Consider the following 19853-nt stretch of genomic DNA (forward strand, 5'->3'; position numbering starts at 1 on the left):
CACCCGACGTGGAAGGAGATCGAGAAGCATGAGACCGCTTCAGAAAAGCCGAGACAACCTCAACACGCCGATCACAGCACGTATCACGGTTAAGGCCCCTGGTCTGCGGCTAACCGCCTCCGCCCACCACCAATCGAACCTGAGTGATGGGGAATTGGCATGACCGGCCGACGTCGCCCCCGTACTCGTTCGGTCGCGTCCCGGACACCGAGGACGGTTAAGGTCGGCGGGATCGCGATCCTGACTGCCGAAGCGCGGCTCCGAGCCGAAGCTGCCGCGCAGAAGCGCGGACTGCGTGGTCTCACCGCGCGGTGGGCGCTGTCGTCCGATGACCATCGGCGCGCGAATGCCGAGCGGCGCAGCGACGCCGAGAACCACAGCGACTATCACCTACCACGCGCGGCCCTGAGCGACCGCGGCTACCAGGGCTTGGGCGGTGGGCGCGCTTCGGTGGTGCCAGCGATGCCCGAATGGCGCTCGACCACTGTCCAAGTCGCTGGCCTGTGGCCCTTTTCGGTCGGCGCCGCAGCACCCACGGTCGGCACCCCCGTGGGCACGCACTACATCACCGGCGCTCCGGTGCACTTCGACCCGATGAGCTGGTTCCTACGCGGATTCATCACCGCGCCGATCGCTTTCATTCTGGCGCTCAACGGATTCGGCAAGAGCTCGCTGATCCGTCGGCTCGTCACCGGATCGGTCGCCATGGGGGAGACCGTGCTGTGCATGGGCGATACCAAGCCCGACTACCGCGACCTGGTCGAGAAACTGGGCGGCCAGGTCATCGAACTGGGGTACGGCTACGGCAGTATCAACCCCCTTGCCGTGGGGGCGCTGGGTTCGGTCATCGATCAACTCCCCGATCCCGACCTGCGTCGCCGCGTCGCCGCACGCGTGGAAGCCGGACAGGTGACCATCGTCGCCGGGCTCATCGAGCTGGTCCGCGGCACACGCATCGCCGACTACGAAGAGACCCTCATCGCAGCCAGCCTGCGCGAACTCTACAGCCCGACAGGAGGATTCACGCCCGACAGCCCACCGCTGCTGTCGGATCTGCTGGCCGTCATCTCTAACGGTGCCGATCAACTGCGCCAGTTCGCCGAGGAGGACGACAACCCCTCCTATCGGGCCAGCACGAAAATGCTGCGGCGATCGTTGCGCGCCCTGATCGAAGGCCCCTGGGGCGAGATCTTCGATCGGCACACCAGCACACCGATCGACCTGCACAGCCCCGCAGTGTGCGTGGACGTCTCACGCATCCCGGAAGGAGACACCAAACTCCTTGCCGCGGTGCTGATGACGTGTTGGAGTGAAGGTTTCGGGGTGGTAGCCGCCGCGCACGCCCTCGCCGACGCCGGGCTTGCTCCTCCCCGCACCTTCGGGGTCGTCATGGACGAGATCTGGCGGGTCCTCGGCGTCGGGGAATACATGGTCGACCGAGTCGACGCGTTGACGCGGCTCAACCGGGTCTTGGCGTGCTGGCTGGTCATGTGCAGCCACACCATCAAAGACCTCGCCACCATGAAGGCGCTGGGCTTCTTCGAACGCGCCCGCGCCAAAATCGTCGGGCCGGTCGGCCCCGACGAAATCGAGCGTATCCGCGCCACGGTCTCGATCACCGAGACCGAGAAACTACTCGTCACCTCCTGGGCTGCACCCCGGCCGCCGACCGATGACGGCCTCGACGGCTCGCCGATCCGCGAAACACCCCCGGGCACAGGCTGTTTCCTGCTCAAAACGGGTGAAGCCGCCGAGCCGGGCATCGCCTTTCGGATGACCTTCACCCCGACGGAGCGGGAGTCGCAGATCCACAACACCAATCGGCGCTTCGACCACCTCACCACCACGACGCCGAGCGATCACGACCACCCTAGCGCACCTGCGATGCACAGCGCCCACAGCACTGGGGCAGCCTCCGACGGCGGGAGACAAGGCGGTGACCTTTGAATCTGCCGAAAATCGCAGTGGCGGGAGCATTTTCGCTCTCGCTACTCATGATCGTGTTGTTCCTGGTGATGATCGGAGCCACACCGATTTCGTCGTGCGCGACGTCCCTGTCGGGCACTGGGCTACAGGGCTCCACGGGTGTGCAAGTCGACGGCTTGACCGAAGCGCAACTACAGCTGGCCCGCAACGGGGTCGTGATCGGGAAACAACGCGGCGAACCCGACACGGTGATCCTGGCCGAGCTCGCCGCGCAAGCCACCGAATCCACGTTCCGCAACCTGGCCAATCCAGCAGTGCCCGATTCGCTGAACTACAGCTCGGACGGGCTCGGATACGACGGCGATTCCGTGGGCCCGCACCAGATGCGTGCCAGCGTGTGGGGCTCGGTGGGCATCGCCACCCTGATGAACCCGGTCTATCAGATCAATTGGTTCTACGACCAGGCCGATCGCATCCCGGGCAGAGACCACATGGCACCGGCCGACCTGGCACAAGCCATCGAGGTGGCCAGGGTCAACGCGTATGCGGGACAACTGGATTTGGCGCGCAGCCTGTACTCCACGTTCGCCGGCATCAACCCTGCGCCGCTGTCCACCGACCAAGCCGGTCAACCGGCGAGCGGATGCGGCGCGGGCGGAGCAGGTGGGCTGCTGCCCGCGACGACGAGCGATTTCGGGGCCGCGATCATCGCAGCCGCCGAGAAGTGGATCGGCACCCCCTATATCTGGGGCGGTGGGGACCAGAACGGGCCGACCGGCGGTGGCTTCGACTGTTCGGGACTCACGCTGTACGCGCTCTACCAGGCCTCCGGCGGCCGACTGCGGCTACCGCACTTCACCCAGGCCCAACAAGACGACCCCGCCGCAACGATTATCCCGTTCGAACAACGCCAGCCCGGCGATCTGATCTTCATCACCGCCCCAGGAGAGAGCACCTCCCATCACGTCGCGATCTATTACGGACGCAACGAGCAAGGCCAGGACCTCGTCCTGCATGCACCCCAGAGCGGGCAGACCGTCACGATCGCGCCCCTGTGGAACGGCGACCACCTCGACCTGCGCCGCTATTCGATCCCCGCCGACCCCCGCACCAGCGAAGTTGGGAAAAGCCTGTGACACAACCTGATACGCCTCCCTCGAAGCGCAGCGAATCCTCCGCCAGCACCGAGTCGCCTGCCGGTCACTCCGGGTTCGGCGCGCGGGGAGTCCGGTCGGGGAAGAACACGACACCCGAGGAGCGGATGGCCCTCCTGGCCGCCCGCGGACCACAGCTGATGTTGTGGTCGAGCGCGACGCTGCGAACGTTCACGCTGTGCAGACCTGACCAAACGGTCATCTGGCACGCGAGGTTCCACTCCGATCTGGTCATCGACACCACGACTGTCGCTGCAAAAGTTGCAGCGCTACAGGCGATTTGGATCGCTGCGCGCGCTCGGCAGGAATGGGGTGCCGATGTCGCCACGCTGCGACTGGTCGTGGCGCGGTCAGGTCTCGAGCGCGAGGAGCTCACCACTGCCGCGATCAGCAACGGACTGATACTCGACCTTGTCGTCGACGCCACCGCCAATCCAGCCCTCTCCCACCCGGAGAACCAGTTCATCGACTGGTGGACCAGCGATCTCGGCTCCTTGATCCGCAACCCGCAGGGGCTGCTATGACACGCGATCATCCCGAACAGCAGATCCTCCATAAAGCGGTGGCGGTGGTTGTGCTGCTGTCTGCAGCGGCACTCGAGGGCTGCGCTCAACCCGGACAATCCGGGAATAATTCCGAAAGCAATTGCCGCGATGCAGAATTCGCACCCCCCTTCGAACATCTCGATGGCTGCTCGCCATCGCAGGTAGTCCTGGCGGCAGTCCAGACCACCTTCACGTATCGACCCGATCAGCAGGCCGACCAAGGCGCGTCGTTCCAATTGGCGACGCCGCTGATGGATTCGGCGCTCGCCGCTCACATGGACACGACCGCCCACATCCTGGCACCAATCACCAGCGCGCAGTGGCAGCGGTGGCGCGACTCGAACGTCTCGGTTGTGGCGACCGCGCGCCTGGGTGCCGATGACCACCCACCCGACACCGGCGTCACCTTCGCTCGGGTCGCCGCAGTCACCCTTGCGCCCGACAACCGAGACCCTTCGATCCTGCTCACGGTCTTTGTCCGAGCAACGCGAGCGGATTCCTTAGTGGGATGGCGTGTTTCGGCGCTCGAGGTGAGAACGTGAGCGGCGGCGACCCGGTCGAGGAGGGCGGGCAAGCCGTCCGGACCGGGTTCGTGCAGGCCATGCAAACCGCGGCGATGACGATGAACCTGCTGCAACGGCGCGGTGCCGAATCTCGCTCGACCGCTGAGTTCGAACGCCGCGCCGAGGAGTCGGAGGTCCGGCTGCAGCAAAACCGCGAAATCCACGATCTCAAGGCCGTCGGCTACCAGGCCCGCGCCCGCAACGAGTCAGAACTCCACACGCTCGAAACCGATTTCAAGGCCCGCCAGATCGAACGCGCCGAAGAACTGCACGTGCTCGAACGCCGGATCAAAGAACGGATCATCGAACGCGGCGACGCCGACCTCGACCGGCGTACCACCGACGCTGCGGCCGATCGCGCGAACAAGGACGACCTGCATCACATCCAGCGCGAGAACCTGATCAACCGCGGTGCCTGGGAGCAACAACGCCACGACCTCGACGTCGAATACAAGACGCTGCTCATCGATATCCGCCGTCGCGCAGCGGGATTCACCGAGACTCTCAACTCCCAGGCACCCGATCAGGCCGCCGGAATGCGCTCGGCCGCCGCCTACGCGGCCGCCCACAGCACGGCCGATCTCTCCGAGACACACAAGTCGCACGCCGACGCATTCGACGAGCGATTCGCCGAGGACACCGGGATGAGCGCCTCCGACCTCTCCGACCCCGGGCCGCAGGATCTCGGCCCGCACCCGGGAAAAGACCTCGCTGTGTGGCAGGCAACCCGTGGCCTGACCGAGGAAATGAATTTTTGGATCGTCGTTGACCATGCCGCGCACTCCGACACCGGCACTGCGGCAACCGAAGCCGTCGACGGCAGCGTGATCGACGCAGCAATTGATCTGGCCGACGTCATCGACGCCGAGGTCGTGGAGGACCCCGGCATCGCCCCGATCACAACGCCCGAGGCGACGGCAGGACCAGCACTCGGACCGGACCAAGGACTCGAACCATGACCAGCCGCAGCGAGCCGTCCGACGGCGCATTGCCGCCTCTCTGGGCGTGGGCGGTCAGGAGAAATCGATGAGCAACTCGAGCAAACCGACCCCGGTACAGATGAAAGTCCTCAAAGCCGTTCACAACCAGGCGGCGATGGCGCGGCTGATGCAGGACCGAGCAAACGCCCGAGAGCAGACGACCGGTCAAGCGCGGCCCACGTCCTGGTACGAGGACTTCCACGGGCACGCGCTGTTGCGCCAACAACTCGAAAACGCCGCTGCCGCCGCAGCGATCCCGACCGCATGGATCGACCAATGCCGCGAACGCGGCGATCGCGGGATGCGATGGCGAGCCGACCTGCACTGGCGCGAGCCCGCGCCGATCCCTCGACACCATTTCGTGGCCGAGCTCGAAGGACAGGTGCGGCACCTGCAGGGCATGGCCGCAGTGGCTGCAATCTATGGCGAGGTCGGGGCTCGCGCCGAGGTCGGCACCGCCCAACTGTTCGACCGCAAGCTGCGGGTCCTGGCCCAACATGCTCGCGCCATCGCCAGCGTCCTGACGATCTCTGCCGCGGAAGGCGATCGGTTGTGGGGCGCACACACCTGGGACGCGGCCGCCACGACCGTGCGCGACCTCAATACCGCTGAACTGGGGAAGCGATGGCGTGGGTATGCCGGGATCTACACGACTGATCTTGCGCTGCAAACCAAAGCGCTCGGTGACGTCGGCCTGCCCGCGGAGGGCGGCGTGTGGGAGCGCATGACTCCGGCCCACATGATCGACGAGATCAGAACTCGGCTCTCAGCGACCCCACACCAGCCAGGCGCCGACGCGCCACCCGGCACACAGATCACCGAAGCGATCGAGGTCGCCGGGATCCCCGACGGGGTGGACACACCACTCGATGTCGACACGAGCGTGCCGCATGCTCCCGCGCGCGAGACAACGCCAGGGATCGAGCTATGAGTGACACCTCGGACCAAATCGCTAGCGAGCCAACACAGCTCACCGCGCCAAGCCCAGCGCACAAGGTGGTCCTGCGCGAGATACAAAACACCGCCAAACAGTGCACGGACATGCTCGAAGCGCACCGAAAATTCGGTGAGGTCACCGGCACCATAGCGCCCGACGCCTTCTACTCGGTCTACCAACGCCACAACGAGCGGGGCCGCGAACTGGAAGGTATCGCGCGGGCCGGGGGAGTGCCCGAGAACTGGATCACCCACGTACGCACCAAAGGTGAGCACTCCACGACCTTGCACGACGTGCACAAATACTGGCGGACCCCCGAACCCGTCGACCGCCGTGCACTGATCGAGAACGTCAGTGCCGAGGCCCGCACGCTGCGGCTGGCGCTGGCAGTCGCCGCGACGGGCAAGATCTTCGACGCCAACGGACAGCGACTCTGGCCCGTCGGCGCCTTGAACGATTACATGGACGCGTCCTGGAACCGCATCTCGAGGATCGGAGCGCTGCTCGATCCCACCGCCGCCGAACGAGAACAGATCTGGCCGACGAACCCCGAATCGGCCTACACCGCCGTCGCCACGGTACGAGCCTGGGATCACCGCGCACTCACCGACTGGCGTGACCGCGACCTCACCCTGTCCGAACCGGCCGAGGCACACCACACACGACTTCTGGCCGAGCTGCCGATCGCCGAGCAGCACCGGATCGTGCCGCCCTATCCCACATCGGTGGACCTCGTCGGGGCCGCCCACCGCAGCCTGGAACATCCCGTCGAGCGACTCGCGGACGACACGGACGCGGCAACGGTCCCGATCGACGCCGGGAACGGCGAAGCGATCGCCGAAGCGGTCGCCGCAGCCTCACTCAACGGTGAGCAACCCCCAGGCTCCGGACTCGACGACATCGCGAGACAGCCGGGCGAGTACCGGCCTCCGCTGCTCGAGGCGCCAGGCCCCGAACCCTGACTTCGGGAACTCCCGCGCCCGCGGGTCGATCAAAACCATTGCACAACACGCAGATGCGAGTAGGAGAGCAGTGAATGACCGAACCGAATCCGCCAACCGCAATGGCAGGTGAGCCTGCCTGGCGGCTACGGCTACTCGAGCGAATCCAGGACCTGGCTGCTGATCGCGCCCGTGTCCTACACCAGGGATATCAGACCGGCGCCGGGGGAGGGGACGCTGCGGTGTTGGCGTGGCGCACCCAGCTACATCTGCTGGCCGATGCCCGCGAGGAAGTCGAAACCCACGCCACCGCGATCGGCATCGCGGCAGAACACATCGATGACGCCCGGCTGCTCGGCAACAGGGGATTTCGCGTGCATTCCGATGCGCGATCCGGAAACCCTGTGCGGGAGAAGATGATCGACGATGTCGTGGCCGATACCTGGCAACTGCAGCACATGGCCGCCCTCCACGTGGTCGGGGCGCTGCATCCCGGCACCATCGGCCCGGGAACCGATTCCGAAGCAGCCGCTCAATTCGAACGCAACATGGCCGCCGTGTGGATGCGCGCCACCGCGGTCTCGCACGCGATCTCGCTGACCGCCGAGGAACGCGCGGGCATGTGGGCCACCGATACCACCGGATGGCAGCGGGTCTTGGCCGCCACCGTGGACACTTACGACACGCAAGACCTGGAAGAACGCTGGCGTGTCTACGCCTGGCCCGGGCTCGCCGACGAAGCGCACCGAGACTTGCGCGCCCTCGGCATCGATCCTGCCGACGCTTTCGCCCCGGAACCCATCCCTTCACCCCGCGCGATATACGAGCAGATCTCCATCGCCCTCGATGCCAGCGACGATGCCGCCCTTGCGCACACGATCGACACCGCCATCGATGCGGCGCTTCCCGTCGAGGCCGAGTTGGGATGGATCCCCGAATCCCCTGACGTGTCGAACAATTCGCTTCCGCACACAGGCCCGTCAGCCGGGGCCGAACCGTGAGTGGCCGAGTCGTTCGGCACGCGAGCGGAGGGGGGAGGTCGCTGTGACCGAACCGCACCGCGCGGCAGGCGCACGAAATATCCCGGCGGATCAGGTCGCGCTGCTGCAACGCATCCAAGCTCTGGCGTTGCGTAGCGGCCAGCTGCTGCAGCAGATGTACGAAAGCGGTGGCGACGCGCGAACCTCGGTGCAGGCGATCACCGAGATCAACACGGTCGACCGCGACAGGGACCTGACCGAAATCATGGCCCGCGCCGCGGGTGTACCGGACGAGTGGATCGATCGTGTCCGAACTCTGGGACAACGCGGCTACCCCTGGCGTGAGGGTCAGCCGCTGCCCGATCCCGCACCCCGCGCACGCCGCAGCACGATGCGGCGGGTTGCCGATGACGTCGAACAGCTCAAGGATATGGCGGCTGTCCACGCCGCGTATCTGCACACCCGGCCCGTCGACGAGCCAGTGTCCGACATGGAACAGGCGGTGACACAACAGCTTCGCCGAAACATGGTCGCGGTGTGGATGCGGGCTGGGCGCACCGCTGCATCGATCGGCATGAGCACGCGGGAACGCGCGGTCTTGTGGGCCGTGACACCGCAGGAGTGGCAGCAACGCGTCGCGCACTACCTCGTAGACAAAGACCTCGGAGAACTCCATACCCGCTGGCGCGGCCACGGCGATCCAGCCATCGCGAACGCTGCGCGCAAGTCGCTGGGCAGACTGCGCCGCGCCGGCGAACACGGTCCTGGGGTTCCGCTACCGGATATGCCGATGCTGCCGCAGCAAATGCTCAACGAAGCCCATAACGCGTTCGCCGACCCGGAATTCTTCGACCACGCGCACAGCGCCGCGATCAGTGCGGCTGTAGAAGCCGCCCTGCCCGGTGAGGAACCCTCGCTCGAGTGGGCGGCTGAGAACCGTCCGGTCTCGGAAACGTCGAGCCCGAACAACGAGCGTCGTGCCGACAGCGAGTTGGAGCCATGAGCACCGCGAGCCGAGTTATTCTGGGGCATAAGACATGTGGCGAGTCGGAGCGACCGCGATGACCGGCCCTGACTTCGAGCCGCCGCCGGAGCCGATCGAGCGGTGGAAGATCGATCTGCTGCAGCAGGTACATGACTACGCGGCAGAGTTCCGGCGCATCGAGGCCCTCGGGGCCGCTGGCTATGACGGTACCGATGGCGACGGCACGAAGGACTGGCTCGATCACCTCGACGCCCTCTCAGCTGTGCGCGAAGCGACCGAGCGCGTCGCGTTGTCGGCCGGGATCCCGCAACCCTGGATCGAGCGTGCCCGCACCGTCGGCGCCGAATACTCCCCGACGCCGCCACCGGATCTGTCCCAGCCGCCAGCGAGTGAAGCCCAACAGTTCTACCTCGACATGCTCAGCGTCGACGTGTGGAACCTGCAACGGATGGCGTACGTGGCCGCCGCGCGAGAACTCCGCGAAACCGAAGGCTCCTACGAGTTCGGCACAGCCCCGTTCGCCCGAGCCGAATACCAGCACAACATGCAACTGCTGCACCTGAGGGTCCGCGCCCTCGCCGACGCCGCGCACCTCACTCCTGCTGATGCCGAGAAGCTGTGGGGCTCATCGGACAACGCTGACCTGCAGCAGGTTACGGCCGTGGCGGTCAACAGTTGGGACAACCTCACGCTCGAGTTCGCGTGGCGGCAATACGCGCAACCCAACCCCGCCTCCGCCGTCCCGCCCTACCTGGACGCGGACTACCACGGCGAACATCCACTCACACCGGGCGACATCCAGCCACCCACCCCTGAACAGCTCATCACCCAGGCCGCACAGACGCTGCGCGCGTACCCCTTCGAGCCACCGACTCCGCACTGGGACATCGAAATCGCGGTCGACGTGGCAATACAAGCCGACACGTACTGGCAATGGGCACCCGAGCCGCCCCCCGCCGACACCACCGCAACCCCGCTTCCACCCAGCCCTGGACCCGAGCCCTGAACGACTGGTGAATTTTGCTCGACCACGGACTCGGCATGAGAGGGCCCCGAACGATATCCCGCTCACGGTGGCGCTGGCGCTGACCATCGTGAGAACAACCAGAACCCATTCCGCGAGGGACATCACGCAACCGCGAAGGCGGAAACATGGTGTCCGACAGATACTTCGACCACTCAGCACCCGATCCCGAGCTCAAGCAGGAAAGACCCTCCGACCCGTCGGGATCGACCCCACGAACACATGCACGCGGCGCAGGTTCCGGCGACGTTTCGCCAGAAGACCTGTGGCCGATTGTTCGTCGCTTGTACGACGCGAAATTCGATGTGCCCCAAGCCTTGCGCGACGGTGCGATCGCTCACCGCTTCGGACCGGGCGACGTCGACGCGATCCACGCGGCGAAACTCAAAGCCGTCCAGAACGCGGCGTTCCTGCGCGCGGCCTGGATGGCCAACGCCGTCGCCCACGACCTCGACATCAGCGACCCCCGGCCCCGCTGGGCAATGTACGTCAACGGCATCGCCGAGGACCTGCACGCCGCCCGCATCGACGCCGCGCAGGCAGGCGTCGACTCCGCCGCCATCGACGACGCCGACAAGATCGGCAGCAGCGGCCTGGCCTGGGACCAACAGCCCGCCCATCGACTCCTCGGCCGCCTCGAAGACCTCAGCCGCGAACTGTTCGACCTCGGCAACCACAACGCCGAGCAAGCCGAACAGATCCGCAACCTCACCCAGCGACTCGAAACCGCCGAGGCCGCCATCGATGCCCTCGGAGACACGGTCTCCCGACAAGAAGTCTCCCTGCGCGAACTCCTGGGCGAAGTCGATGACCACCACTGGATCACCAGCCACGCAGACGCGGTCCGGGAACTGGATTCCCTGGCGAAGTTGCGTCACGCCAACACCGTGCTCGCCACCGCCAACGTACTCGACGCCCTCGACGCCCCCGACCCGGCCGAGCACCGCCCCCGGACCGGCGCGGACATCGGCACCGCGGTCGAGGTCGCGATGACCGGCGCCGACCCACCCACGGCCGAGGATCCCGCCCCGCCTGCCATCCCGCTCTTAGAGCACCCCCACGCCGCACCAGAAGGCGAGCTCGAACCATGACCTGGATCACCGAACCGGTCGGGTACGCCAACCCCGCCTACTACTCCGACTCGGCCGACCACAGCGAACGACAACTGCGCGCCGACTTCGCCAAGTACTACCAGCTGCGCGAAATCGCGCCCTTCGGCGACACACCCGCCGACACCGCCGAAATGACCCAGCGCGCAGACGAACTCGCCATGCGGTGGGGCCATCACCAATCCGCCGACCACCGACGCATGTGGGAGACGCTGCAAGCGGCCGTCATGGGCTGGGAAGTCCGCCCCGACCTCGCCCGCCGAAACTTCGACCAACTCGCCCGCGCCCGCAGCGCCGGAGACCTCACCGTCGATGACACCCTGTGGCGCAGCCTGCAACAAGCACGCGCGATCACCGGCCACGGCAGCGACGTTGCACCCTCGGACTCGATCCTCGACGCGGCCCGCCGATTCCCGAACCTGGAGCCCGGTCGCGCCCTGGCGAGTGAGCCCCACTACGACGGCGTTGAAGCTGATGCGCGCACCGCCGTGGAGCGCACCCTCGGTGCACCCCGAAACAATGCCTCTGCCTCGACGGTGACCAGTCTCGACCACGTCCGCGACATCATCGCCGCCACCGAAGACGCGCTGGGCACCGAAGAAACTGCTGGAGATCTCGATACCGGCCGCGAGGCCCGCCGCATGCTGTTGCCTCGCGCCGTCCGAGACGCGCCGATCAGCTACAACTACGCGCAATCAGAGGTATGGGAGCTCCGGCAAGCCGCGCTCCTGCGCGAAGTGCAAGACCTCGCCTGCGAGCACACGACGGTCGCCGACGCCTTCGACGGACACGACGACCAAGCCCGCATCACCCACCTCGAAGCCCTGCGCGACGGACTGGCCTCCGCTCGCCGCGACGCCCTTCGCGCCGGCGTCCCCGGACCCGATGTCGATCGCGCCTACATCCTCGGTCGCGACGGCATCTACTGGAGCACCGAGCCCTCCCACCCGCGCCTGGGCCGCATCGCGCAACTGTCCGACGAACGCGACCGCGCCCGCGCCGAGGCCGCCACCCTGCGCAACCAACACCCCCGCCAGCTCGAACCGGCCCATTCTGATCAGTCCTCCCAGCCGAGCGCCGAGTTGGCCAGCGCACGACCGACTGTGCTCGACTCGCCTGTCGGCCACGGTGATGGCGGCGCGCGGATCGTCGAGGCCATCGACGCCGTCCTCGCCGACACCGACGCCGACAACTGGACCGAACCCGGCTTAGCCCTCCCGGCACCCGCGCCCCCGGAAGTGGAAATCCAACAGGGGATGCAGCTATGAAAGCCGCTGCGCCGGGGCTTGCGTAATGCCGGTGAGAGAGACGCGCCGCCGCACCACCGGCGGCCTCGGCGAAGAGGCATGGTTGCTGTTGTTGTTTCTCGCCGCTGTAGCCCTCGCGCTGCTGGGCTGGGCGGCCCTGTGCATAGGGAGCTGGTGGGCAGGACTGCCGGTCACCGCCAACCCCGTCGCCGCTCTGCTCAAACTCGCACTCGGCCGACACCCATGGCCCTGGCAATCCAGCTGCACCGCAATCGTATTCACGGGCATAGGCGCATCCGCCGGCCTCATGGTCCGCCGTCGAATCCCCGCTCGGGGCCGGCTGGACTCCGCGGCGAGAACGATGGCCCGACCACGCACCATCACCGTCGCACGCGCCCAGGACAACCGCGCCGCCGCGACCCGCCTACTCAAGGACGCACCCGCCGACGCGCAGCAGCGCCACGGGCCGCCATTGGGACGTACCGTCGTGAGCGGCGTTGAACTGTTCGTCCCCGCCGAACTCGGCGTCTTCATCGCCGCGGGACAGCGCACCGGCAAAACCATGGCCTGGGCCATCCCCGGACTACTGTCCGCATGGGGCCCTGCCCTGGCCACGAGTAACAAGCCAGATCTCTACCGGCACACCAGATTCGGGCGCTCCCAGCGAGGTCGAGTGTGGCTGTGTGACCTGCAGGCCGTCACCGGGCACGCGGAATGCGGATTCTGGGTCGATCTACTCGTCCAAGTCAACAACCTGCCTGCCGCACGCAAGCTGGCAGCCTTCTTCGTCAGCGGCTCCTCCGGGTCGGCAGCACAGCAAGCAAACGCCAAGGTCGACTCCTATTTCGACGGTGGCGCTCAAGAACTTTTAGCCCTGTACGCCTTCGCCGCGGCCTGTGTCGGCGGTGACCTGCTGCATGTGGCCGAATGGCTCTCCGGCGATCAGGACCAGACACCGGAGCTGATCCTGCGCCACCACGGCCACCACCGGCCCGCCCAACGAATCCTCGACGCGCAAAGTCTCTACGCCAGACAAAGGGACGGCCTCTACGACATGGGCCGCCGATTTCTCAACGTGCTCAGCGACTCCGCCTACGCCCGCATGATCACCCCACCCTCCCGTAAACGCTTCACCGTCTACGAAGGCGACAACGGAATCGTCATCGACGTCGCACGCGAACCCGCCACCCACACACTGCCGGAGTTCAAACCCGCGCAGTTCGTCCACAGCAACGACACCCTCTACGCACTGTCGATGACCGGCCCCGACTCCGCGGGACCGTTGACCGCCGCATTGGTCGGGCAGATCCTCGAAGCCGCACTCGCCGTGGCACGTTCACGCGTGGATGGCCGGCTCGCCGTACCGCTGCTCGCGGTCCTCGACGAGGCCGCCAACTGCGCACGCATCGGTGAACTCCCCAGCTACTACACCTACTGCGGCGGCTGCGGCATCATCCTCATGACCATCATCCAGGTCCTCGAACAAGGCGAAGACCTGTGGGGCGTCAACGGGGTGAAAACCATGCGCGCCCAATCGATCGAACTCTACGGCGGCAACATCGCCTCCGTCGGCTACCTCGACGAATGGTCGAAGCTGATCGACGAGCACGACGTCGCCGACCGCTCCCGCTCCATCGGCCCCGGCGGGGTCAACCACACCGTCTCCTGGCGTGCCGAACCCGTCCTCAACGTCGCCAAACTCGGTGCGCTACCCAAAGACCGCGCCCTGGTCCGGCTCCCGAACCACGAACCGATCCTCGTGCGCAAGGTCTTCTGGTGGGACCACCCCGAATTCTCGGCAATGGTCAACACCTCCCTGGCCGAATTCGAACCCACTGTGTCGCTGGTGAAACAACCTCGAAGGCCCAATAGTGCTGAACAAGAAGGAGATTCATTATCGTGACGACACCGTCAGGGGCAGCCTCCTCGCAAGGTGGAACAGCCAAGAAGGCACCCAAGCCCCCCGCCTATACCGACTTCGTCACTTTCGGCGAGAAATGGCTGTTCCCGTTCGTCACGGTCCGCCTGGCCGAAGCCAACCGCGAACAAACCTACACGTGGTGCGCGCAATGGTGGCGACATCGTCCCGTCTCCGTGCGAATCGCTCACCTATACAGCGCATTCGAAGCATCACGCCGTAGTCAATCTGGAGGCGCCATATCGGCCTTCCTGCTCAGCCACATCGACGCCCACATGCGCATCATCCTCGATGCCGCCAACGGCCCACTGCACCGATGCACCAGAACCAAACACACTGCACTGCAATCACTGTCCGCCGACCCGGTCCCGCCCGGATGGTTCGGACCACCCAAACTTCCGCCGTCCGCCAACGGTGACGGCAACGAACCCAAGACCAAGCCACCGCGATTCACGCACTACTCCGCCTTCGTCGACCGATGGCTATTGCCGGTGACGGCAGTGCGCGTCGCCGCGAATCACCGTGAAGGCCAATACACCTGGTGCCGACAATGGTGGGCACACCACGGTGTGGCCGTCCGATTCGCCGCTCTACATGCTGTGTTCGAAGCCGCACGTATCACCGAAGACCGCACAGCAATGAGCACACTGTTCGCATCGCACATCGACCCCCACATGCGGGTCATCCTGGATGCGGCACAGGGGCCACTACATCGATGCACTCCCACTCGGCATGTACCTCAGCCCGGCCTCCCCTTCGGCGCTGTGCCGGCTGCGTGGTTCGAATCACCCGGGGAGAGTCTGCCGGTCGAGGAGCTCGGATTCGGGCCTGACTTCCGGGTGCTGCGTGGCATCCCGCCGAGCTGATATCTGCCTTCAAGTTCGCAGGTCTATTGCCTGCGATCTGGGCATGATAATAATCCGAGTTTGAGCGATGGCCTTGGCAAGCCGTAGCTAACGGATTGCGGTCGTGGACTGCCGAGTTGTGACCGCCGGAGTCTATCTCGCGACCGTTCGGCTAGACCAGGGGTGTCAGCAGACTGTGATGAACCGAGCCGCGAGTCTGCAGCCGCCCATTGCTGGACTGCCTCGAATACGTGCATCAGGTCCTTAAGCGGCGGCAGATCGACCGGTGCGTGGTCGAATGGATAGTGCGTGCCCGGGATCCGTTCCGGCAATTCGTATTTCATCATGTACTCCTCTTGTGAGGTCGTGAGCAATGCTCGCGTGCTCAGCTGCCCTCTGGCTAGCCTGGATCACCGCCGGACCGACGGCTATGCACGGTTGTGCTCATTCGGTATGCATTCGACGCATAATCGACCGCCCTGAATGGCACTAGGCTCGGTGCGCTCGACACGATTCCCCAGAAACAGTCCAGCTCAACGCACATGCGAAGGTTCTTGAAGGGAGAGGTTGTGGACACGGCAATCCAGCCGAGCCAGGTCGCAAAGCCGCCGCGTCACAAGGTGACTGGCGATGTGCATCTGCTGCTGCGTCGCGACGGCCAGGTGCTGTTCGGCCAGCGCCAGAACACCGGGTACGAAGATGGAGCATGGCATCTGCCGTCCGGGCACCTTGAGGCAGAAGAATCGGTCATCGCAGCACTGGTCCGCGAGGCCGACGAGGAGGTGGGCGTCAGCATCAAGCCCGAAGACGTGCAGTTCGCCCACATCATGCACAACTCGTCCTCGGGCGGCCGGGTGGCGTTCTTCTTCCTCGTCGACGAGTGGGAACATGATCCGGTCAACCGCGAGCCGGACAAATGCAGTGAGCTGGAATGGTTTTCGCTCAGCGCACTGCCTGATCACCTGATCGATTACTGCCGCACCGCGCTCGAACACATCGAGGCTGGCGAGCAGTTCTCGGTGTACGGCTGGTAGATCGCATGACCACGCAAGACAGACCGGTCGTGTGCGTCAGCTACCTGGCGGCGGCCGAGCTGTGGAGCGTGCCGAAGTTCCCCGCTCCGAACCACGGGGCCGAAATCCTGACCACCGAAGAGTCCATCGCCGCGGACGGCCCGATGACGGCCGCGGTTCTCGCCGCGCTGGACGTCCCAACTCTTCTGGTGGCCAACAGGATCGGCAATGACGACGTGGGCGGGAGAGTCGGTCGCTGGCTACAGCAGCATCACGTGCCCTCCACTGCTGTAGTCAGCACCGACGTCACGACTCCGAAGATCGTCGTGGTCGCCGACGGACGGGATACGCGCACATGGTTCGCGCATCTGCCCGGGATCACCGACGAGTTGAGCCGCAGCGACCTTTCGCCGATCGGCACGGCGTCGCTGGTGTATCTCGATGCGTACCAGCTCATCGAAACCGCGGCGCTGCGCGTGGTCCGGGCCGCGCGGGACTGCGGCACCGAGCTGCTGGTCAATCTGGGCGGATCGCCCCTGTCGGAGGCGCTGCGCATCGAGCTGGCCGGCTACCGGAACCTGATCATCCAAACCAACGTCGACGATGAATCTCGCAGCGCTGTACCGGAAGTCACCAAGCAGCTGTTGACCGAGACCAGCGCGCGCTGGGTGGTGGTCACCGCCGGGGCCTACGGTGCGAGCGCCGCCAGCCGGGAGCGGATCGTGACGGTGCCCGCGTTTCGCGTGCAGGTGCGCCATACACATTGCGCCGGCGCCGCGTTCTCCGGCGGCTTGCTCTATGGGCTGCGGTACGCCATGCCGATCGAGCGCAGCCTGCTGCTAGCCACGGCCAGCGGGGCGCTCCGGTGCGTGCGGCACCAGAACGCCCCGCTTCCGACGCTGTTGGAGTTGGAGTCGGTGATCGCGTCGTTGGCGCGAACCTCCTCAAACTAGAACAGCTCCCAGCCTTTCAAGCGGTCGACGACTTCCTGAAGCCGCGCGGGCGTCATTCGCTTCTTCGCTGCCTCCGCTACGGATTCCTTGAACGCGCCGTACTGCCACCAGGCTTCTCCGGTGTCGCGGTCGCTGACCACGAAGCGGTCCTTCACCGCGGGGCCGCGCACGACCAGGCTCACGGTGTCGGGCTGGGCGACCACGGCGTGCACCATCGTGTGGTGCAGCGCGTACGTGCCGCCGACCGGTTCCTCCCGCACCTGCAACACAGGCAGTTTCGTGGGGTCGAGCTGGTCGTCGATTTCGGCGTTGCCGAACAGGTAGTGCCGGTACTGGCCCCGCAGGATCCGGCTGGCGTAGGACCAGCGGTGGTTATGTGGCCGGTCGTAGTACCCGGGCAGGAACAGGTGCAGCCGGATCCGGACGCCGGATGCATCGTCGCTGAACAACACCACCTTGTCCAGGATGTCGTAGTGCTCGCAGAGGTCCAGCAGCTCCGGCCGCTGCGGCAGTTCGTCGAGGCGGGAGCGGACGATCGCAGGCTCGGCAGCGACCGTTTCGAAGAACTCGAGCGCGGCCTTTTCGACCTCGTCGATGTCGTTCCAGTCGATGCCGCACAAGGCGGTCGCCGCCAGGTCCAGCCCTTCGGCGATGTTGGTTTCGTACATGGCATTCACTCCTCTGGCTTGGCGCTGGATTTCCACAACCGGCACACTGGGACGATGTCGGGGTAGGCGCTGCACGAAGACGCGCCCATCACGAGTTCCTCGGCCGGGCAGCCGCCCATGCAGGCGCTGGCTTTGCAGCCCCCGCAGCTGGATTCGGTCAGCACGCTGGTGAACAGCTCGAATTCATTGGGGCCGTGGTTGAGTTGGACCTGCCCGTCGGTCATCTGGGCGTAGTTCATCTTGGTGTCGAATAGGTAGCTGCACACGTACGCCCGGCCGTCGGGGAAGATCGAGATGCGATCCAGCGTGCGGCCGATGCAGCCGGCGTAGCCCTCGCGCGCGTGCCGGTCGATCTGGTCGCGGCGCACGTAGGTCGGCTGGTACCACACCCTGGTCTTGAACTCGGGGGCGACCTGATTGAGCTTGTCGCAGAAGGCAACCCACTCCGGCGGCGTCATCGCCATGTCGGGATTTCCGTGGCCGGTTCCGATGGTGCTGAACACATGGAACTTGACCAGGCTGACGTTCAGGTCGTCGGCGATGTCGAGCAGCCGAAGGACATCGCCCTCGTTGGCCTTGTTGACCGTGCAGATGATCCGGGTGTCGAATCCGCGCTCGGTCAGCTCGGTCGTCGTCGCCATCGCAGTGTCGAAGGTGTCCGGGCCTCGGACCGCGTCGTGGGTGGCCTTGCTGCCGCCGTCCAGGCTCACCTGGACGTACGCGAAGTCCGAGGGATCCATGTTGCGGAACTTCTTGGCCGCCGGTAGCTGGGCGTTCGTGGTGGTGATGACGTCTTCGTATCCGAGCTTGCCGGCCGCGCGGATAGCGTCGATGAAGTACGGGTGCAGCGTCGGCTCGCCGCCGAGGATGGTCACCTTGCCGCCGCCGAGCTTGCGCCAGGTCTTGAGCCAGTCGACGATCACGGGCAGGTCCAGCTTCAACGCCCGATCGAGCCGCTCGCCCATATAGCAGTGTTCGCAACGCAATTGGCAGGCTTCGGTGATGTAGAGGTAGACGTTGCGGAAGCGGCCGTACTTGACGGGGTCGATGCGCTCGGGCTCGGGCATGTGGATGCGGCGGGGCATCCGGGCGTGGCCGTAGCTGTCGGCGCCGACTTTGGGGGTGGGTAAGGAAACCGATGTCATTGAACTGGACTCCGTGAAATAAGCAGGGGGGAAAGGAGATTCGCTGCGCCGTCGATGGTCGTGGTGGTGTCCAGATCGGTGACGTCGATACCCCAATCGGCGAAGGCCGTGCGAATACCGATGGCGGCGTTCTGGTAGCGCTGGCTGCGGGCGCGCAACAGCCGCGGGGAATCTCCTCGGCGTGGGTGCAGGACGCCATCGCAGCGCGAGCAGGCCCAGATGTCGTCGGGTTTGGGGATCGCGGGCAGCCGCGGATCGGAGATGGGGTCGCGTTCGCAGCGGTGGCATACCTTCCGGTTCTGCGCGCGCTGCTTCAACGTCCGTGCATCGGTGTGGACCTCGACGGCCTCGACACGGCTGGGCGGATCGAATTCTTTGAGCACCGAGAGCAATTGGCCGACTTGATTGGCCGATCCCGGGAAGTTGTCCATCAGCACCGTGTGCGCGTCCGGATCATCGGCGACACCTCGGAAGTAGTCGCCGAGGGTCGCTTCCACGATGTAATCGTCGATCCACCCCAATTGCTCGCTACTGCCAGCGGTGGTCGATAGGACTTTGTGCGGCACATGCTCGCGGAGGCGGAAGACCCGCCTGCCATCGTATCCGCCGAGCACCATGGTTAGCGTGGTCTTGCCCGCGGCCGGCGGGCCGAACAGCGGAACTACCAACAAAAGCGCCACGGCCTGCTCCCTTCTCTGCGCGTTTTCGGACGGTCCAAGCGTCCGATGTGCGCGCCGGTCGGACCATGCCAAGAACCGCCCCCGAGATATGTATTGAACGCATACTGGTATGCGCGGGTGCGTGGTAACTTCCGCAGATCAGGGAGGGTTGCGTCCAATAGCGTGGTGTAGCAGCAGCGATCGGCTGTTGAGTCTGTCGTAATCCCCGGACAGCAGGGTGGCCACCGCGTGATCCTTCAG

At 65.7% G+C, this 19853-nt stretch carries 19 protein-coding genes; 16 read left to right on the forward strand and 3 right to left on the reverse strand.

All coding sequences use genetic code 11. The annotated features are described in order from the left end of the window. The first annotated feature begins 159 nt into the window (after window positions 1-159). The 16 genes from ACFXN1_RS42550 to ACFXN1_RS42625 all read left to right on the forward strand — a co-directional run bounded on the left by ACFXN1_RS42550 (window position 160) and on the right by ACFXN1_RS42625 (window position 17120). A complete protein-coding gene (locus ACFXN1_RS42550) occupies window positions 160-1947 on the forward strand; it encodes a hypothetical protein (protein WP_379442841.1) in 1788 nt (595 codons plus the stop codon). A 227-nt stretch (window positions 1948-2174) separates the two neighbouring features. Continuing rightward, on the forward strand, window positions 2175-3062 hold the full coding sequence (locus ACFXN1_RS42555; RefSeq protein ID WP_379442840.1) for a C40 family peptidase: 888 nt from the start codon (window positions 2175-2177) through the stop codon (window positions 3060-3062). 125 nt (window positions 3063-3187) lie between these two features. Beyond that, window positions 3188-3604 carry a hypothetical protein gene (locus tag ACFXN1_RS42560; RefSeq protein ID WP_379442838.1) on the forward strand — a complete coding sequence of 139 codons (417 nt, stop codon included), beginning with the start codon at window positions 3188-3190 and terminating at the stop codon, window positions 3602-3604. Next, window positions 3601-4167 carry a hypothetical protein gene (locus ACFXN1_RS42565; RefSeq protein ID WP_379442837.1) on the forward strand — a complete coding sequence of 189 codons (567 nt, stop codon included), beginning with the start codon at window positions 3601-3603 and terminating at the stop codon, window positions 4165-4167. The genes ACFXN1_RS42560 and ACFXN1_RS42565 overlap by 4 nt, the downstream gene beginning before the upstream one ends. Continuing rightward, entirely contained in the window at window positions 4164-5147 is a 984-nt protein-coding gene (locus ACFXN1_RS42570) for a hypothetical protein (protein WP_379442836.1), read from the forward strand. The genes ACFXN1_RS42565 and ACFXN1_RS42570 overlap by 4 nt, the downstream gene beginning before the upstream one ends. A 67-nt stretch (window positions 5148-5214) precedes the next feature. Then, window positions 5215-6099 (forward strand): hypothetical protein, encoded by an 885-nt coding sequence (locus ACFXN1_RS42575; RefSeq protein WP_379442834.1) that lies wholly within the window; start codon window positions 5215-5217, stop codon window positions 6097-6099. 110 nt (window positions 6100-6209) lie between these two features. Next, complete coding sequence (locus ACFXN1_RS42580; protein WP_379442833.1) at window positions 6210-7067, forward strand: hypothetical protein; 858 nt, start codon at window positions 6210-6212, stop codon at window positions 7065-7067. A 74-nt stretch (window positions 7068-7141) separates the two neighbouring features. Beyond that, a complete protein-coding gene (locus ACFXN1_RS42585) occupies window positions 7142-8047 on the forward strand; it encodes a hypothetical protein (protein ID WP_379442832.1) in 906 nt (301 codons plus the stop codon). Between the two features lie 43 nt (window positions 8048-8090). After that, window positions 8091-9029 (forward strand): hypothetical protein, encoded by a 939-nt coding sequence (locus ACFXN1_RS42590; protein ID WP_379442831.1) that lies wholly within the window; start codon window positions 8091-8093, stop codon window positions 9027-9029. Between the two features lie 58 nt (window positions 9030-9087). After that, on the forward strand, window positions 9088-10017 hold the full coding sequence (locus tag ACFXN1_RS42595; protein ID WP_379442830.1) for a hypothetical protein: 930 nt from the start codon (window positions 9088-9090) through the stop codon (window positions 10015-10017). 302 nt (window positions 10018-10319) lie between these two features. Next, the gene (locus ACFXN1_RS42600) at window positions 10320-11126 is read left to right on the forward strand and encodes a hypothetical protein (protein WP_379442829.1); all 807 of its coding nucleotides are present in this window, start codon (window positions 10320-10322) and stop codon (window positions 11124-11126) included. Continuing rightward, window positions 11123-12412 carry a hypothetical protein gene (locus ACFXN1_RS42605; protein WP_379442827.1) on the forward strand — a complete coding sequence of 430 codons (1290 nt, stop codon included), beginning with the start codon at window positions 11123-11125 and terminating at the stop codon, window positions 12410-12412. Before ACFXN1_RS42600 ends, ACFXN1_RS42605 begins: the two co-directional genes overlap by 4 nt. A gap of 31 nt (window positions 12413-12443) precedes the next feature. Then, window positions 12444-14294 (forward strand): type IV secretory system conjugative DNA transfer family protein, encoded by a 1851-nt coding sequence (locus ACFXN1_RS42610; RefSeq protein WP_379463901.1) that lies wholly within the window; start codon window positions 12444-12446, stop codon window positions 14292-14294. After that, the gene (locus ACFXN1_RS42615; RefSeq protein ID WP_379446503.1) at window positions 14291-15175 is read left to right on the forward strand and encodes a DUF4913 domain-containing protein; all 885 of its coding nucleotides are present in this window, start codon (window positions 14291-14293) and stop codon (window positions 15173-15175) included. Before ACFXN1_RS42610 ends, ACFXN1_RS42615 begins: the two co-directional genes overlap by 4 nt. 548 nt (window positions 15176-15723) lie before the next feature. Continuing rightward, on the forward strand, window positions 15724-16188 hold the full coding sequence (locus ACFXN1_RS42620; RefSeq protein WP_379446504.1) for an NUDIX domain-containing protein: 465 nt from the start codon (window positions 15724-15726) through the stop codon (window positions 16186-16188). A gap of 5 nt (window positions 16189-16193) precedes the next feature. Beyond that, a complete protein-coding gene (locus ACFXN1_RS42625; RefSeq protein ID WP_379446505.1) occupies window positions 16194-17120 on the forward strand; it encodes a carbohydrate kinase family protein in 927 nt (308 codons plus the stop codon). On the opposite strand, the gene ACFXN1_RS42630 is transcribed toward ACFXN1_RS42625, so the two are convergent. From ACFXN1_RS42630 to ACFXN1_RS42640, 3 genes are read right to left on the reverse strand one after another with little or no spacing between them, the layout of a single operon-like run. Next, window positions 17117-17788, reverse strand: a complete 672-nt coding sequence (locus tag ACFXN1_RS42630) for a hypothetical protein (RefSeq protein WP_379446506.1) — start codon at window positions 17786-17788, stop codon at window positions 17117-17119. The two genes, ACFXN1_RS42625 and ACFXN1_RS42630, sit on opposite strands and share 4 nt — an antisense overlap. Window positions 17789-17793: 5 nt before the next feature. Further along, window positions 17794-18933: a radical SAM protein gene (locus ACFXN1_RS42635; protein WP_379446507.1), complete on the reverse strand. Its 1140-nt coding sequence runs from the start codon at window positions 18931-18933 to the stop codon at window positions 17794-17796. Next, window positions 18930-19685 carry a hypothetical protein gene (locus ACFXN1_RS42640; protein WP_379446508.1) on the reverse strand — a complete coding sequence of 252 codons (756 nt, stop codon included), beginning with the start codon at window positions 19683-19685 and terminating at the stop codon, window positions 18930-18932. Before ACFXN1_RS42640 ends, ACFXN1_RS42635 begins: the two co-directional genes overlap by 4 nt. Between the last annotated feature and the right edge of the window lie 168 nt (window positions 19686-19853).

The organism is Nocardia sp. NPDC059154 (genome assembly GCF_042755705.1).
Taxonomy (GTDB): Bacteria; Actinomycetota; Actinomycetes; order Mycobacteriales; family Mycobacteriaceae; genus Nocardia.